This window comes from Sphingomonas montana (genome assembly GCF_001956315.1).
In the GTDB taxonomy this organism is placed as follows: Bacteria; Pseudomonadota; Alphaproteobacteria; order Sphingomonadales; family Sphingomonadaceae; genus Sphingomonas_R; species Sphingomonas_R montana.
Map to the genome: position 1 here is coordinate 45813 of NZ_KV887142.1, position 15415 is coordinate 61227.

Genomic DNA, 15415 nt, shown 5'->3' on the forward strand with positions numbered 1-15415 from the left:
ACTACCGGTTCGAAAGTAGTTCCTGAAATTGATGTGCGTTCAGGAAATTACGGTTTCGACGGTCTTTTTCTGGCTGGCTTCGAGATCTGCAAGAGCAGCGTCCAGGGCGGCTAACGCCTCGCTTCGTTGTTTCACGAGCATGCCGCGTTGCGCGATCAGATCGATCGGCCCTGTGTCGGAAGCGACTTTGGATGGGTCGCCGCCCGCGCCTCCAACCGCGCCGATCCCCGCCTCGATCTGCTGAATCGCCGTATCGAACTGCGCGGCAATCGCGCTCCGCTTCGTCAGCATGTCGTCCCGATAGCAACCGAACAGATCGGCAGAACTCTGTGCGGTATCACCCTCGATGCGCGATGCCAGCGCATCCGCCTGCATCCCGAGTGCTTCGCCACGATCCTTGAGCTTCTCGGCTTCCAACATCGGATTGCGCAACGTAATCTCTGGGATGTCGACCTCCCAACTTACGCGCTTCATGGTTATCTCGGGAATGTCAGTCCTGAAGTCCGTCCGGTTCATCTTGAACTCAGGTATACCCATTGCGATTTCGCGCCGCCGCATTTCGATCGTCGGCAGATCCATGTAGATATCGGTCCACTTCACCTTGCACTTCAGAAATCCCTTGCAGGTGAATTCTGGTTTCTGCCCAGTCTTGGTACGCCGCATCACCGTGACCGGCTCGTCCCACGACATCTTGCGCGTGTTGACCGTCGTTTGCGGAAGGTCGAGCGCCATCCGTCGAGATTGCATCGTCACACCCGGCATGTCGAAAACGAACCGGCGCTTCTTCGTCGAAACATCAACAATGCCCGAAATCTTCACCTTGTCTGCATCGCCGCCCAAGGCCGCACCTTCCTTTTCGAGCGCAGCCTGATCGGATGCGTAACGCGCGCCTATGCTCGCAAGAGCCGCGCTGGATGTGGCACATATCTCCTGGGCTGCGTCTGTTGGCATCTGCGCCGTCGCTGGCGAAGCCAGCAAAACTGCGAAAAACCCCCGATACTTCCTCTTCATAATGCCCCCCTGTTGACGGGAGCATCCTGCAAGAATTGCGACGCTTCAAAAATACCGTTCCATGTCCGAAACGGCGACATTATCTTGAGATTTGTCCGGTCCGGATCGAATTTCACGCCGAACCGGACCGTATAGCAACCTAAAGTAGCTTACGCCGTCGCGTCCACCGTCGCGCCGTCAGGGGCCTTCGCCACGCCGACCATCGCCGGCCGCAGCAGCCGGTCGCGCAGCATATAGCCTGCCTGCATTTCCTGGATCACGGTGCCCGGCGCCTTGTCCGACGGCATCTCGATCATCGCCTGATGCTTGTTCGGATCCAGCTTCTCGCCCAGCGACTCGATCTTCACGACGCCGTGGCGCTTGAGCACCGACTCAAGTTCGCGCCCCGTCGCCTCGATTCCGACCAGCAGGCCCTTCAGCCGCTCGTCGCCGCGCATGTCGTCGGGGATCACCGACAGCGCACGGCTCATATTGTCGGCGACCGACAGCATGTCGCGCGCAAAGCTCGTCGCGGCATAGGCGGTGGCGTCGGCCTTGTCCTTTTCCAGCCGCCGGCGGACATTCTGCGTGTCGGCCTGCGCATACAGCACCTCGTTCTTCAGGCGCGCAACCTCTTCCTCCAGCGCCGCATGGCGGTCATGCTCGGCCAGCTCGGGCGCGGCGCCCGCTGTCTCGGCGCGCAGGTCGTCGTCGTTCGTACCGTCGTTCGTCATATCGGTCATGCCATCAATCTCGTCAGTGCTTGTGCGGTGAAATCCACCATGGGGACCACCCGCGCATAGTTCAACCGAGTTGGTCCGATCACCCCCACCACGCCGACCACCTGGCCGTCGCCATCATGATAGGGCGCCGCGATCACCGACGACCCGGACAGCGAGAACAGCTTGTTCTCCGATCCGATGAAGATCTTCATCCCCGCCCCCCCGCGCGCCATGTCGAGCAGCCGGGCGATCTCCTCCTTCCCCTCGATCTCGTCCAGCAACTGCCGCACCCGTTCCAGGTCGGCCGCCGCGGTCGCATCGATCAGGTTGGCCGCGCCCCGCACGATCAGCACCGGCCGCGCCGCCCCGTCCTCGGACCAGACCGCCAGCCCGCGCGCCACCAGGTCGGCCGCCGCCATGTCCAGCGCCGCACGCCCGCGCCCGATCTCCTCCTCCATCCGCCCGCGCGCATCGGACAGCGTCAGCCCCGCCAGCCGCGTCGACATGTAGTTGCCCGCTTCCGCCAGCGCGGACGGCGGCATGCCGGGCGGCAGGTCGACCACCCGGTTCTCCACCGTTCCGTCGCCGCCCACCAGCACCGCGATCGCCTGCCTCGCGTTCAGCGGCACGAACGAGAATTGCCGCAGCACCGGCTCCCGCCGCGGCACCAGCACGATCCCGGCACAGGCCGACAGGCCCGACAACGCCACCGACGTCGCGACCAGCGCCTCCTCGATCGTCCCCCCGCCGCGCGCGCGCCCTTCGATCGCCGCCTGCTCCTCGGCCGACGGCAACGCCGCCTGCATCATCCCGTCGACGAACAGCCGCAGGCCGCTTTCGGTCGGCATCCGCCCCGCGCTGGTATGCGGCGCGGCGAGCAGCCCCGCTTCCTCCAGGTCCTGCATCACGTTGCGGATCGACGCCGGCGACAGGTTGAGCGACGCCAGCTTCGATATCGTCCGCGACCCCACCGGCGCGCCGGTGCCCAGATACGCCTCCACCACCACGCGAAACACCTCGCGCGCCCGGGCGGACAGTTCGGTGATGGGTGTCCCGTTCATGGCCCCCATGTAATCACTAACTCCGGCGCGTCCAAATCCGGCCCCCGAAACCCCTTGCCCCTCTGGGGAGAAGGAGGGGCCCGCCGCCCCTTCGGCGGTGGGAGGGAGAGGGGAGCAACCTAGCCCCGAAACCCTAACCCCGCGCCCGCGCCCCCATCCACAACGCCATGCACCCCATCGCCACCATCACAGCGCCGCGCACCGCCCAGGGTCGCGCGTCCAGCATGAAGCTCGACGCCGGCCACCGCACCACGCCCAGCCCCTGCAATATCCACAGCGCGCCGATCAGCACTGCCGCCACCCCCACGATCCGCCACGCCGTCTTCATCGCATCATCTCCAAACATCCACGCGGCCGCCGGGGCTGGCGGCAATCCCGTCGCGCCGCTACATCGCGCGGATCACAGCGACAGGACAAGACGATATGCGCCCCTCCGGCCGAGCCCCTGACCAGATGCGGGCGATCACCATCGAAACCGGCTACTCCGCCCATGCCGAGGGATCCTGCCTGATCGGCTTCGGCGACACGCGCGTGCTCGTCACCGCCTCGCTGGAGGAACGGCTCCCACCCTGGCTGCGTGGCAAGGGCAAGGGCTGGGTCACCGCCGAATATGGCATGCTGCCCCGCGCCACCCACACCCGCGGCAACCGCGAGGCCGCCAAGGGCAAGCAGTCCGGCCGCACGCAGGAAATCCAGCGCCTGATCGGCCGCTCGCTGCGCACCGTGGTCGACATGGACGTGCTCGGCGAACGCCAGTTCACGCTCGATTGCGACGTGTTGCAGGCCGACGGCGGCACGCGCACCGCGGCGATCTCGGGCGCCTGGGTGGCGCTCCGCCTCGCGGTCGACAAGCTCCTCGCCGACGGAAAGCTCGCCGCCGACCCAATCAAGTCGCAGGTCGCCGCCGTCTCGGCCGGCATCCACGAAGGCACGCCGGTCCTCGACCTCGACTATATCGAAGATTCCAATGCGCATGCCGACGCCAACTTCGTCCTGATCGGCGACGGCAAGATCGCCGAGGTCCAGGCGACCGCGGAAGGCGCCACCTTCGACGAGGAGGAGCTGCTCCGCCTGCTCCGCCTCGCACGCATCGGCTGCACCGACATCTTCGCGGCACAGCGCCGGGCAACCGGGCGATGATCGCGCTTTCCGACGACGCGCCCGCGCCCGTGCCCCACCGCAAGCTCGGCCCCGGCCGGCTCGTCATCGCCAGCCACAATGCAGGCAAGGTGCGGGAGATCGGCGATCTGCTGCGCCCCTATGGCATTGAAACCGTCTCCGCGGCCGAGCTCGACCTGCCCGAACCGGAGGAGACCGGCACCACCTTCGCCGCCAATGCGGAACTGAAGGCGCGCGCCGCCGCCGACCTGTCCGGCCTCCCCGCGCTGGCCGACGACAGCGGCCTGTGCGTCGAGGCGCTGGGCGGCGATCCCGGCATCTTCTCCGCCCGCTGGGCCGGCCCGTCGAAGGACTTCGCGGTCGCGATGCAACTCGTCCACGATGCGCTTGCCGGCATCGGGCCGGATGCCGGCCGCGACGCGCACTTCGTCTGCGCGCTATCGCTCTGCTGGCCCGACGGCCACATCGAAACCTTCGAAGGCCGCGCCGACGGCATCCTCGTCTGGCCCCCGCGCGGCGAACACGGTTTCGGCTACGACGCCATGTTCCTGCCTTTGGGTGCCACCGAAACCTACGGCGAAATCGACCCGGACGCGAAGCACGCCATCAGCCACCGCGCCGCCGCCTTCAACCTCCTCACCGCTGCGGTATTTTGAAGGTCGAAGCCCCTCTTTCCCCCTCCAATTCAAGGGAGGGGCCGGGGGTGGGTGACCCCGGCGCAGACCAGGCGCAGCCCATAACCCACACCCGCACCACCCCCTCCTTTCAGGAGCAGGAGCCGCTCGCCCTCTACATCCACTGGCCGTTCTGCGTCTCCAAATGCCCCTACTGCGACTTCAACAGCCACGTCCGCGACAGCGTCGACCAGGCCGCCTGGCGCGCCGCGCTCCTCTCCGACCTCGCCCACGAAGCCGCGCTCACCCCGGGGCGCAAGCTGCAATCGATCTTCTTCGGCGGCGGCACCCCGTCGCTCATGCCCCCCGAAACCGTCGCCGCGCTCCTCGATGCCGCCGAACGCCACTGGGGCTTCGCGCCCGATATCGAGATCACGCTGGAGGCCAACCCCTCCTCGGTCGAGGCCGCGCGCTTCGCCGACATCGCCGCGGCCGGCGTCAACCGCGTCTCGCTCGGGCTTCAAGCCCTCGACGACGCAGCACTCCGCTTTCTCGAACGCGCGCATGACGTCCGCGAAGGGCTCGGCGCACTCGCCGTCGCACAGAGCGTGTTCGACCGCGTCACGTTCGACCTGATCTACGCCCGCCCCGACCAGTCTCCGCAAGCCTGGGACCGCGAACTGACCCAAGCCATCGCACTCGGCACCGGCCACCTCTCGCTCTACCAGCTGACGATCGAGGACGGCACGCGCTTCGCCACCGATGCCCTCAAAGGGAGCCTGATCGAGCTGGACCCGGACCGCGCCGCCGACCTGTTCGAGGCCACCCGCGCCCGCACCGCCGCCGCCGGCTTGCCCGCCTACGAAGTCTCCAACCACGCGAAACCCGGCCAGCAGAGCCGCCACAACCTCGCCTACTGGCGCTACCAGGACTATCTCGGCATCGGCCCCGGCGCGCACGGCCGCCGGCTGGGTGCGGCCACCGTCCGCCACAAGAAACCCGAAAACTGGCTCAAACGCGTCGCTGCCACCGGCCACGGCATCCAGGTCGAAGACCCGCTGGCCCCCCGCGAACGCGCAACCGAAGCGCTTCTCATGGGCCTCCGCCTCGACGAAGGCGTCGACCTTGCCCACCTGTCGCGCCGCACCGGCATCGCGAACCTGATCGATCCGCGCGCGGAGGCTCGCCTGACCGACCTTGCCATGCTCACCCGGGAAGGCGACCGCATCCGCGTAACCCCGGCCGGCATGCTCCTCCTGAACGCCGTCCTCGCGGACCTGGTCATCACGGACTGACGAATGACGTGTACCCCGGCGTAGGCCGGGGCCTAGACGCAACCGCTTCACCCGGGCTCCGGCCTCCGCCGGGGAACGACGATGCTGTCAACCCACGCAGAGGGCGGATGCATCACGCGACAAAACAATCGAGACACCGCCCCCACCCCCGTCATCCTGACGAAGGTCAGGATCCATTATCACTCCGCCTCCGGTTCAACCGAAACCGTAATGATAATGGATACCAGCCTTCGCTGGGATGACGGCCAAGGGAACAGCAACCCCCTATTCGAACCCCGTCCCCGCCCCCGAGACCACCACCGGCGTGCCCGCCGCCACCTGGTTCACCTCCAGCATCCGCTGTGCGATCCCGTCGCGGCCGAACCGGAACGCGCCGTCCACGCCGCCGAACCCGTCGCGGTCGATCAGCATCCGTTCCGGAAACGCCGTCCCCACGCGCCAGTTCGCCGAAATCCGCACGGTCAACAGCACGGCGTCATAGCCCAGGCTCGCCAACCGGTACGGCGCACGGCCGTATCGCGCCTGATACCGCCGCCCCAGCTGGCGGTACATCGCATCCGGCACGCTGGCATACCATGCACCGTTCAGCACGCCGCCGGTCCGCACCGCATTGTCGGTCGCCCATAATTCGGTGCCCAGGATCTTGGCGGCCGGCGACGCGGTCCGTTTCAGCAACGGCACCGCCTGCACCGCGATCCGCCCGCCATCGGCGATCAGTACCGCGTCGTACCGCTGGTCGCGCCCGAACCGGCCGACCGCCGCCTTCAGCGATGCCGGCGACCGGTCGAACGTCTGCATCGCGACGACGCTGCCGCCCGCCGCCTCCGCCGCGCGGATCAGCATCGCCGATGCGGTGCGGCCGTACGCGCCCGTCGGCACCAGCCCGGCGAACCGCGTCATCCCCTTCGACCGGGCATAGTCCACCACCCGCGCGATCGACTGCGCCGGGGAAAAGCCCATCAGGTACGTGCCGTTGCCCGCCACCGTCGCATCGTTGGAAAATGCGATCACCGGCACCTTCGCCGCCCGCGCCGCGGCCGATACCACGCGCACATCCTCGCCCAGCAACGGCCCCAGGAACAGCCGGCTGCCGTCCGCCAGCGCGCGGTCCGCCGCCGCCGCCGCCCCCGTGGCGGTATCATAGGTCGTGATCCGCACCTTCGCGGTCCCGCTGTCGATCAGCGCCAGGTTCGCGGCATTGGCGATGGCATTGCCCACCGCCGCGTTCGGCCCCGTCATCGGAACGAGCAGGGCGACGCGGTGCCGCTCGGCATCGACCGGCAGGTTGCTGCCCGGCCGCGTGACCGGGGCATCCGGCACACCGCCCGGCCGCGGCCGCGGCGGGGCGCGGTCCGGCACGCCGCGCGGCACGATCGTCTGGCACCCGGCCAGCAGCATCGCCGCCAGCACGCCCGCGCCCATCCCCGCCCGCGCGCCCATCCGTCGCAAAGGTTGCGGGCGGTGATACGCCTCTGCCATGTGCATGCTCATGAACCCGTACCCTGTCAGCCCCGGCGAAGACCGCCTCGAACCCGGTCTCTACATCGTCGCCACCCCGATCGGCAACTTGGGCGACCTGTCCCCGCGCGCCGCCTCGATCCTTGCCCGCGCCGACGCGATCGCGGTTGAGGACAGCCGCGTCACCGCCAAGCTGCTCAACCATATCGGCACGAAACGCCGCATGATCCCCTATCACGATCACAGCGCCGATCACGTCCGCACCGACCTCGTCGCGCGGTTGGCCACCGAATCGATCGCCTTGGTGTCGGACGCCGGCACGCCGCTGATCTCGGATCCGGGCTACAAGCTCGTCCGCGCCGCCCGCGCCGCCGGCCACGCCATCGTCACCATCCCCGGCCCCTGCGCCGCGATCGCCGCGCTGACGCTCGCCGGCCTGCCCACCGACCGCTTCCTGTTCGCCGGCTTCCTGCCGGTGAAGGAGAAAGCGAAAGCCGACACGATCCTCGAACTCGGCGCCGTCCGCGCGACCCTGGTCCTCTACGAAAGCGGCCCCCGCCTCCACGCGACGCTCACCGCGCTCCACACCCACCTCGGCGACCGCGACGCCGCCGTCACCCGCGAAATCAGCAAGGCCTACGAAGAGGCCGTGACGGGCACGCTCTCGGTCCTCGCCGAACGCTATGCCGAGTCAGGCCCCCGCGGCGAAATCGTCATCGTCGTCGCCCCGCCCGGTGAGGCCCCACCCCCCGAACCCGACGCCGTCGACGCCCTCCTCCGCGACGCCGTCACCCGCCTCCCCATGGCCAAAGCCGCCGCCGAAGTCGCCAAGGCGACGGGCCTGGACAAACGCGACCTCTACGCCCGCGCACTCGCGATGCGGAACGAGTGAGCGACGGAAATCTCGTCGATCGAATGCGGCCTAATGTCTGCTTCTGGTGGTTTGCAGACCGTCCGCTTGCCGCACCTTAAAACCTGATTTGCGCAGCAAAGCCGATGCTGATTAAGAACCGATAGACCGCATAGAAGCCGATCATCCCGACCGCGAGCGCAACTGCGCAACCCCACTTGCCGATCGGCGTGCCAAAGCGGTCGCCGTAAGGGTCGTGCTCCGCCCAGAACTCCTCGTCACCGCCCTCTTCGTCAACGGCGCGGATGCCCCCTTCCACCTTCCGAGCGATGACAATTGTGCCGGACCGGAACGCCCATTCCTCATCAGGCGGAGCGTCACTCAGAACACGATAGCGATCACCTCCAAGCCATTCGGCTTTGACGGGGCGACACACGTCCGTGCCCTCATTGAGCAATGAGACAAGGATTTCCACCAAGCGGGTCATGCGCCACCGTCTCACAGGCATTGAACGTCCGCAATTGGGCGAAAGCGGACGACATCCACAACGCGGGCTTGCCCTCGTCGCCACCATCCCGCACGCCCCGATCATGCAACGCCCGCGCCCCGTACGAAGCACAGACTCGCGCCGCGCAGCCGACGCGGCGGGGCGTCGCGCGGAACGGTTGGCGGCGTGGTGGTTGCGGCTCAAGGGCTGGCGCATCCTCGACAAGCGCGTCCGCACCCCGCGGGGCGAGGTCGACATCGTCGCGCGCCGCGGATCGCTGGTCGCGTTCGTCGAAGTCAAAGGCCGGGCCACCGCGCTGGAACTCGACCACGCGATCGATGCCCACCGCCTCGCCCGCGTGGCCGCCGCCGCCGAAATCCTGATCCCGCGCTACGCCGGCCCGGGCGACGACATCCGCATCGACGTCATCCTCATCGCGCGTGGAACCCCCGTCCGCCATATCGAGAATGCCTGGACAGGCTGAGACCATCAGCAACCCGTTCAGTTCGAGCCTGTCGAGAACTCCTGCAAGTTCTCGACAGGCTCGAACCAAACGGAAGGGGGTTTCCCCCCATACACCACGGGATGACAGCCGCCCCGCCCCCCTCTAGACAGCGCCAGCACCCATGCCGGAGACCGATCCCATGAGCCTGAAAGTCGCGGTCCAGATGGATCCGCTCGAAACGATCAAGATCGCGGGCGATTCGACCTTCGCGCTCATGATGGCCGCGCAATCCCGCGGCCACACGCTCTACGAATATGGCCCCGGCGACCTCAGCTACGACCGCGGCCAGGTCCGCGCGCTCGCCCGCCCGGTCACGGTCCGCGCCGAACAGGGCGACCATTTCACCGCCGGCGAGCAGGAAGTGATCGACCTCGGCGACGACATCGACGTCGTGCTGATGCGCCAGGACCCGCCGTTCGACCTCGCCTACATCACCGCGACCCACCTGCTTGAACGGATTGCCCACCGCACGCTGGTGGTGAACGACCCCGCCGCGGTCCGCAACGCGCCCGAAAAGCTGTTCGTGCTCGACTACGCGCAGTTCATGCCGGCAACGCTTATCACGCGGAAGCTGGACGAGGTCCGCGCCTTCCAGGCCGAACATGGCGAAATCGTCGTCAAGCCGCTCTACGGCAATGCCGGTTCCGCGGTGTTCCACGTCGGCCGCGCGGACAAGAACCTTGCCGCGCTGATCGAACTGTTCGGCGAGGTCTGGCGCGAACCCTTCATGGTCCAGGCGTTCCTCCCCGACGTGTCCGAAGGCGACAAGCGCATCGTGCTGGTGGACGGCGTCCCCACCGGCGCGATCAACCGCCTGCCCAAATCGGGCGAGATCCGCTCCAACCTCGCCGCCGGCGGCGCCGCGCACGCGACCGAGCTTACGCCGAAGGAACGCGAGATCTGCGACGTCCTCGGCCCCGAACTGGCCGCCCGCGGGCTGATCTTCGTCGGGATCGACGTGATCGCCGGCCATCTGACGGAAATCAACGTGACCAGCCCCACCGGCATCGTCGCGATCGACAGGTTCAACGGCACCGATACGCCCGGCCTGATCTGGGACGCCATCGAGAAGAGGATCGCCGCGCGTGGCTGATTGGGTCCGCCAGCTGATCGAGGCGGGCGGCTATGCCGGCGTCGCGTTTCTCATGTTCCTCGAAACCGTGTTCCCGCCGATCCCGTCCGAAATCATCATGTCGCTGGCCGGGCTGCAGGCCCAGCGCGGCACCATGACGCTGTGGGGCGCCATCGTCTGCGGCACGGCCGGGGCGATGGCCGGCAACATCGTCTGGTACTATGTCGCGCGCTGGCTGGGCATCGACCGGTTCAAGCCGCTGGTCGACCGGTTCGGCCGCTTCCTGACGCTCGACTGGCGCGAGGTGGAGCGCGCGGATCATTTCTTCGACAACTGGGACCGCTGGTTCGTCTGCATCGGCCGCATGGTGCCTACCATCCGCTCGCTCGTGTCGATCCCGGCCGGCCTGTTCGGCATGCCGTTCCTGCCCTTCCTCGTCTGGTCCACCATCGGCACCGCCGGCTGGACCAGCGCACTCGCCATCGCCGGCTATGTGCTCGGTCAGAACTATACCGACGTCGACCGCTACCTCGGCCCCGTCTCCACCGGCGTCATCGGCATCCTGCTGCTGTGGTACGTCTTCCGCGTCATCACCTGGAAACCGCGGGGCAGATAAGGGAGCCGCCCGTCATCCCGGCGAAAGCCGGGATCTCCCTCCGGCAAAGCACCAACCCCAAGCCAGAAAGAGATCCCGGCCGACGCCGGGATGACGATCGAGGAAGAGACCAGCCCCCTTCCCCGTCATCCTGACGGACGTCAGGATCCATTATCACTCGGGTCGGGCCAGCCACGAGCGGTCCGACAAGCAAGCCCAATTCCCATGGGGTTACGCCCCCAACCCTCAAGCCCGCGGATGCGCGTTCCGGTACACGTCGAGCAGATGCGCCGCGTCCACGGCGGTATAGACCTGCGTCGACGACAGGCTCGCATGCCCGAGCAATTCCTGCAGCGAGCGCAAGTCCGCCCCCCGCCCCAGCAGATGCGTCGCGAAGCTGTGCCGCAACGCATGCGGCGTCGTCCGTTCCGACAATCCCAGCCGCCCGCGCGCACCGCGGACCGCGCGCCGCACGATATCGGCCGACAGCGGCCCGCCCTTTGCGCCGCGGAACAACGGTTCGTCGCGCGCCAGCGGCCAGGGGCAGGCCGCCACATACGCCATGATCGCATCGCGCACCGGTGCCAGCACCGGCACCAGCCTTGTCTTTGCACGCTTGCCGGTCACCAGCATCGCCTCGCCGATCGGCAGGATCGCAGGCGTCAGCGCCAGCGCCTCCCCCACGCGCAGTCCCGATCCATACAGCAGCAGCAGCACCGCCGCATCGCGCAGCCCCACCCATTCCGCATCGGCGACGCCGACATCCTCGACCATCGCGTCGATATCGGCAGGCGACACCGGCCGCGGCACGCCGCGCTTTACCCGCGCGCCCTGCATCCGCGGCACGTCTACGCCGGCAAAGCCCAGAAACCCGCGCACTGCCGACAATTCGCGCGCCGCGCCGGCATTGCCAAGCCCGTCGGCCCGCCGCTGCGCCAGAAACGCGCGCAGATCGCCCGACGACAGCCCGCCCAGCGCGGCCGCATCCACCGCACCGCCCAGATGCCGGCCCAGGAACGAGATCAGCCGGTGCGCCCCCGCCACATAGGCGCGCGCCGTATGTTCCGACATCCGCCGGCCCGCCACCAGATGCCCCCCCCAATCCGCGGCCAGCAGCCGCGCCGGATGCTCCTCCAGATACGCGACCAGTCCAGCGCTTTCCGTCGTTGGCGGCGACAGCACCTCGCCAGGCGCAACCGCCCCGCCCTCCCCCCTAGGGAGAGGGGCGTCATCGGACGCAACCTTGGGAGAATTCACCCGAGCCACTGCCTTCCCTCAATCCTGCCGGTCATTGCTCGAACCGCAATCGATAAGCCAGCATGAGCCGACCGAAGATTACAAGCCGCGCCTTCGCGAGCCCATCGACCACCGTCAGCAACGCCGCATCCGCCGGCAGCACCGCCGGCTCCGGCCACTGCGCGATCGCCCCCGCAAGACCGGCCAGCGGCATCGCCGCCGCAAGCCCCAACTGCACCGCCCAGTGCAGCATCAACCCACGCCCTGGCCACGATGGCGGCAGGACAAGAGCTACCAGAACCGAATAATGCCGCGCGACCCCGTTCGTCGCATCTTCGTCGCAAGCCTCACCGACGGCTCGAGTCGACATCAGCCCCCACCGGGGTGAGTGCGCGTGTATTGCCCGACACAATCAAGCCCCATCCCTTTCAAGGGTGGGGTACAAAGCAGGATCACAACCGCGCGACACCCAGCAAAGCGATCAACACCGGATCCCGCGTCGCACGCGGATCCGCCCGGATCGCCGCTTCCTCGCGCCCGATCGCGCGGAAGATGCCGTCTGACGCCTGCCCTGCTACCGTCTGGCCAAGCTCGGCATAGTCGATGCCGGTCTTCTCCGCGATCGCGGCACTCACCGTGCGGATCAGGTCCGATCGCAGGCCGCGCGACACCTCGGGCAGCATCGCGTCCAGCACCGCGCCGCCCGCCTCCTGCTGCAACAGCGTCGTCGCCGCGGTCGGCCCGCCGCGAAGCACTGCCACCGCGTCGCGCAGGCTCATCCGCCGCACCCGGTCCAGTACCACCGGCGTCGCGCGCGCCGCCGCATCCTGCGCCACCTGGTTCAGGACGATCGCCATCTGGTTCCGCACCAGGCTGCTGTTCAGCAACGACGCCAGCACGCCGCCATTCCCGGCCAGCGCCTGCGGCACCGCGATCCGCGCGACCTGGCTGTCGTAGAACCCGTTCGGCGCCATCAGCCGATCGAACGCCCGCTCGGTCGACAGCGTCAGCAGGCGCCGCACGCCCTCCTCGACCGTGCTCGCCCCCGGCCCGGTCGCACAGCCGATCAACCCCACCAGCGGCACCATCGCCGCCATGCCCAGCAACGCGCGCCTGTTCATCGCTTCCATCACCCACTCCTTCAAACTCGACGCACCCGTCCGCCATCCCTACTTGATGCAGCATGAACCCCCGTGCGCGCGTCCTGCTCCTCAATGCCGCAATCGGCCCGCTCGATTACCGGGTCGATCCCGACAACCCGGTCGAACCCGGCTCGATCGTGCTCGCGCCGCTTGGGCCGCGCCAGCTGACCGGTGTGGTTTGGGAACCCGATCACATGCCGTCCGACATGGACGTCGGCGACAACCGCCTCCGCCCGCTCGCCGCGGTGTACGACCTGCCGCCGCTCAAGGCCTCGCTCCGCCGGCTGATCGAATGGACCGCGGCCTATTACATGGCCTCGCCCGCCGCCGTCCTGCGCATGACGCTCGCCTCGGCCAGCGCGCTCGACGGCAGTCCGGTGATCGTCGAGTACCGCGCCACCGGCCATGTGCCCGACCGCATGACGCCGCAGCGCACCCAGGCGCTCGAAAGGATCGGGACGCGACAAGGCCTGATCCGCGAACTCGCCGCGCGCGCCGACGTCACCGACGCCGTCGTCCGTGGCCTCGTCAAGGCCGGCGCGCTGGAAGCCGTCACCGTCCAGGCCGACGATCCCTACCCGGTCCCCGACCCCGCCCACGGCCCGCCCACGCTCTCGGACGACCAGCGCGCCGCCGCCACCCAGCTTTCGGAGGCGGTCACCGCCCACATGGCGCAACCCTTCCTGCTCGACGGCGTCACCGGTTCCGGCAAGACGGAGGTCTATTTCGAGGCCGTCGCGCGCGCCATCGCGGAAGGGCGCCAGACGCTCGTCCTGCTCCCCGAAATCGCGCTGACCGAACCCTTCCTGAAACGGTTCGAGGCGCGGTTCGGCTGCCTCCCCGTCGCCTGGCATTCCGACCTGCGCCAGTCGCAACGCCGCCGCGCCTGGCGCGCGATAGCCAGCGGCGAGGCGCGCGTCGTGGTCGGCGCGCGCTCCGCGCTGTTCCTGCCCTACCCGAACCTTGGCCTGATCGTCGTGGACGAGGCGCACGAGACCAGCTTCAAGCAGGAAGAAGGCGTGATGTACCACGCCCGCGACGTCGCCGTGATGCGCGGCCGGTTCGAGGATTTCCCCGTCATCCTCGCGTCCGCCACCCCCGCGATCGAGACGCGGCAACAGGTCGCACTCGGCCACTACGCCGAACTCAAACTTCCCGGCCGCTACGGCGCGGCACAGATGCCGACGATCGCCGCGCTTGACCTCACCGCCGATCCGCCCGCCCGCGGCCGCTGGCTCGCCCCCGTGCTGGTCGCCGCGATGGAGGAGACGCTCGCGAAGAAGGAGCAGGTCCTGCTCTTCCTCAACCGCCGCGGTTACGCCCCGCTCACGCTGTGCCGCACCTGCGGCCACCGGTTCCAGTGTCCCAACTGCACCGCCTGGATGGTCGAACACCGGCTCTCCGCGCGGCTGGCGTGCCATCACTGCGGCCACACCATGCCGCCACCCGCCGCCTGCCCCGAATGCAAGGCGGAGGACAGCCTCGTCGCCTGCGGCCCCGGCGTCGAACGCATCGCGGACGAGGTCGCGGTCCTGTTCCCCACCGCACGCACCGCGGTCGTCACGTCGGACACCATCTGGTCCCCCGCCCGCGCCGCGGAATTCGTCAACCGGATGGAGGCGGGCGACATCGACATCGTCGTCGGCACGCAGCTCGTCACCAAGGGCTATCACTTCCCCAACCTCACGCTCGTCGGCGTGATCGACGCGGATCTCGGCCTGCAAGGCGGCGACCTGCGCGCCGCAGAACGTAGTTTCCAGCAGATCGCGCAGGTGTCGGGCCGCGCCGGCCGCGGGACCAAGCCCGGCCGCGTCTTCGTCCAGACCCACGAACCGCAGGCCCCCGTCATCCAGGCGCTCGTCTCGGGCGATGCCGACAGCTTCTACGCCGCCGAAACCGACAGCCGCCGCGCGGCGGGCGCCCCCCCCTTCGGCCGCTTCGCCGGGATCGTCGTGTCGTCCGAACTCCAGTCCGCCGCGCTCGACACCGCCCGCCTCATCGGCCGCACCGCCCCCCGCGTCCCCGGCATGGAAGTCTACGGCCCCGCCCCCGCCCCCTTGTCCATGCTCCGCGGCCGCCACCGCCACCGCCTCCTCGTCCACGCCGCCCGCACCTTCGACATGCAGGACGCGATCCGCAAATGGCTGGGCGCACTGGAATGGCCGAAGACGGTCCGCGTCAACGTGGATGTCGATCCCTACAGCTTCCTTTAACCTAACCCCCCCCACCCAACCCTCCCCCCGGTGGGGGGAGGGAGCAGAAGCAAAAA

General features: G+C 68.5%; 17 protein-coding genes. 8 read left to right on the forward strand and 9 right to left on the reverse strand.

Translation table 11 applies throughout. The features are described 5' to 3' along the window. Positions 1-39 precede the first annotated feature (39 nt). From BKY59_RS02885 to BKY59_RS02900, 4 genes are all read right to left on the reverse strand, one after another. Complete coding sequence (locus BKY59_RS02885) at positions 40-1011, reverse strand: hypothetical protein (protein ID WP_129586170.1); 972 nt, start codon at positions 1009-1011, stop codon at positions 40-42. A 149-nt stretch (positions 1012-1160) separates the two neighbouring features. Next, on the reverse strand, positions 1161-1733 hold the full coding sequence (gene grpE, locus BKY59_RS02890) for a nucleotide exchange factor GrpE (protein WP_076068599.1): 573 nt from the start codon (positions 1731-1733) through the stop codon (positions 1161-1163). Then, complete coding sequence (gene hrcA, locus BKY59_RS02895; protein WP_076068600.1) at positions 1730-2773, reverse strand: heat-inducible transcriptional repressor HrcA; 1044 nt, start codon at positions 2771-2773, stop codon at positions 1730-1732. Before hrcA ends, grpE begins: the two co-directional genes overlap by 4 nt. Before the next feature lie 133 nt (positions 2774-2906). Next, a complete protein-coding gene (locus tag BKY59_RS02900; RefSeq protein ID WP_076068703.1) occupies positions 2907-3101 on the reverse strand; it encodes a hypothetical protein in 195 nt (64 codons plus the stop codon). Positions 3102-3196: 95 nt separating this feature from the next. Between BKY59_RS02900 and rph the strand changes: the two genes are divergently transcribed. The 3 genes from rph to hemW all read left to right on the forward strand — a co-directional run bounded on the left by rph (position 3197) and on the right by hemW (position 5801). Further along, positions 3197-3913 carry a ribonuclease PH gene (gene rph / locus BKY59_RS02905; RefSeq protein ID WP_076068601.1) on the forward strand — a complete coding sequence of 239 codons (717 nt, stop codon included), beginning with the start codon at positions 3197-3199 and terminating at the stop codon, positions 3911-3913. Further along, the gene (rdgB, locus tag BKY59_RS02910; RefSeq protein ID WP_076068602.1) at positions 3910-4548 is read left to right on the forward strand and encodes an RdgB/HAM1 family non-canonical purine NTP pyrophosphatase; all 639 of its coding nucleotides are present in this window, start codon (positions 3910-3912) and stop codon (positions 4546-4548) included. The genes rph and rdgB overlap by 4 nt, the downstream gene beginning before the upstream one ends. 80 nt (positions 4549-4628) lie before the next feature. Then, positions 4629-5801 (forward strand): radical SAM family heme chaperone HemW, encoded by a 1173-nt coding sequence (hemW, locus tag BKY59_RS02915; protein WP_076068704.1) that lies wholly within the window; start codon positions 4629-4631, stop codon positions 5799-5801. Positions 5802-6065: 264 nt separating this feature from the next. Here hemW and BKY59_RS02920 read toward each other — a convergent pair whose 3' ends face one another. Next, a complete protein-coding gene (locus BKY59_RS02920) occupies positions 6066-7280 on the reverse strand; it encodes a penicillin-binding protein activator (protein WP_076068603.1) in 1215 nt (404 codons plus the stop codon). Positions 7281-7290: 10 nt separating this feature from the next. Between BKY59_RS02920 and rsmI the strand changes: the two genes are divergently transcribed. After that, entirely contained in the window at positions 7291-8151 is an 861-nt protein-coding gene (rsmI, locus tag BKY59_RS02925; protein ID WP_076068705.1) for a 16S rRNA (cytidine(1402)-2'-O)-methyltransferase, read from the forward strand. A 76-nt stretch (positions 8152-8227) separates the two neighbouring features. On the opposite strand, the gene BKY59_RS02930 is transcribed toward rsmI, so the two are convergent. Beyond that, positions 8228-8596: a hypothetical protein gene (locus BKY59_RS02930; RefSeq protein ID WP_076068604.1), complete on the reverse strand. Its 369-nt coding sequence runs from the start codon at positions 8594-8596 to the stop codon at positions 8228-8230. Between the two features lie 103 nt (positions 8597-8699). Here BKY59_RS02930 and BKY59_RS02935 point away from each other — a divergent pair, with 103 nt between their 5' ends. The 3 genes from BKY59_RS02935 to BKY59_RS02945 all read left to right on the forward strand — a co-directional run bounded on the left by BKY59_RS02935 (position 8700) and on the right by BKY59_RS02945 (position 10789). After that, positions 8700-9080 (forward strand): YraN family protein, encoded by a 381-nt coding sequence (locus BKY59_RS02935; RefSeq protein ID WP_076068605.1) that lies wholly within the window; start codon positions 8700-8702, stop codon positions 9078-9080. 160 nt (positions 9081-9240) lie between these two features. Further along, positions 9241-10194 (forward strand): glutathione synthase, encoded by a 954-nt coding sequence (gshB, locus tag BKY59_RS02940; RefSeq protein WP_076068606.1) that lies wholly within the window; start codon positions 9241-9243, stop codon positions 10192-10194. After that, positions 10187-10789: a DedA family protein gene (locus BKY59_RS02945; protein WP_076068607.1), complete on the forward strand. Its 603-nt coding sequence runs from the start codon at positions 10187-10189 to the stop codon at positions 10787-10789. The genes gshB and BKY59_RS02945 overlap by 8 nt, the downstream gene beginning before the upstream one ends. A gap of 225 nt (positions 10790-11014) precedes the next feature. Here BKY59_RS02945 and BKY59_RS02950 read toward each other — a convergent pair whose 3' ends face one another. The 3 genes from BKY59_RS02950 to BKY59_RS02960 all read right to left on the reverse strand — a co-directional run bounded on the left by BKY59_RS02950 (position 11015) and on the right by BKY59_RS02960 (position 13134). Beyond that, positions 11015-11881, reverse strand: a complete 867-nt coding sequence (locus BKY59_RS02950; RefSeq protein WP_076068706.1) for a tyrosine-type recombinase/integrase — start codon at positions 11879-11881, stop codon at positions 11015-11017. Between the two features lie 175 nt (positions 11882-12056). Continuing rightward, positions 12057-12257, reverse strand: a complete 201-nt coding sequence (locus BKY59_RS02955; RefSeq protein ID WP_076068608.1) for a hypothetical protein — start codon at positions 12255-12257, stop codon at positions 12057-12059. 199 nt (positions 12258-12456) lie between these two features. After that, entirely contained in the window at positions 12457-13134 is a 678-nt protein-coding gene (locus tag BKY59_RS02960; RefSeq protein ID WP_076068609.1) for a DUF4197 domain-containing protein, read from the reverse strand. A 53-nt stretch (positions 13135-13187) separates the two neighbouring features. Between BKY59_RS02960 and BKY59_RS02965 the strand changes: the two genes are divergently transcribed. After that, positions 13188-15359, forward strand: a complete 2172-nt coding sequence (locus BKY59_RS02965) for a primosomal protein N' (protein ID WP_076068610.1) — start codon at positions 13188-13190, stop codon at positions 15357-15359. The last annotated feature ends 56 nt before the right edge of the window (positions 15360-15415 follow it).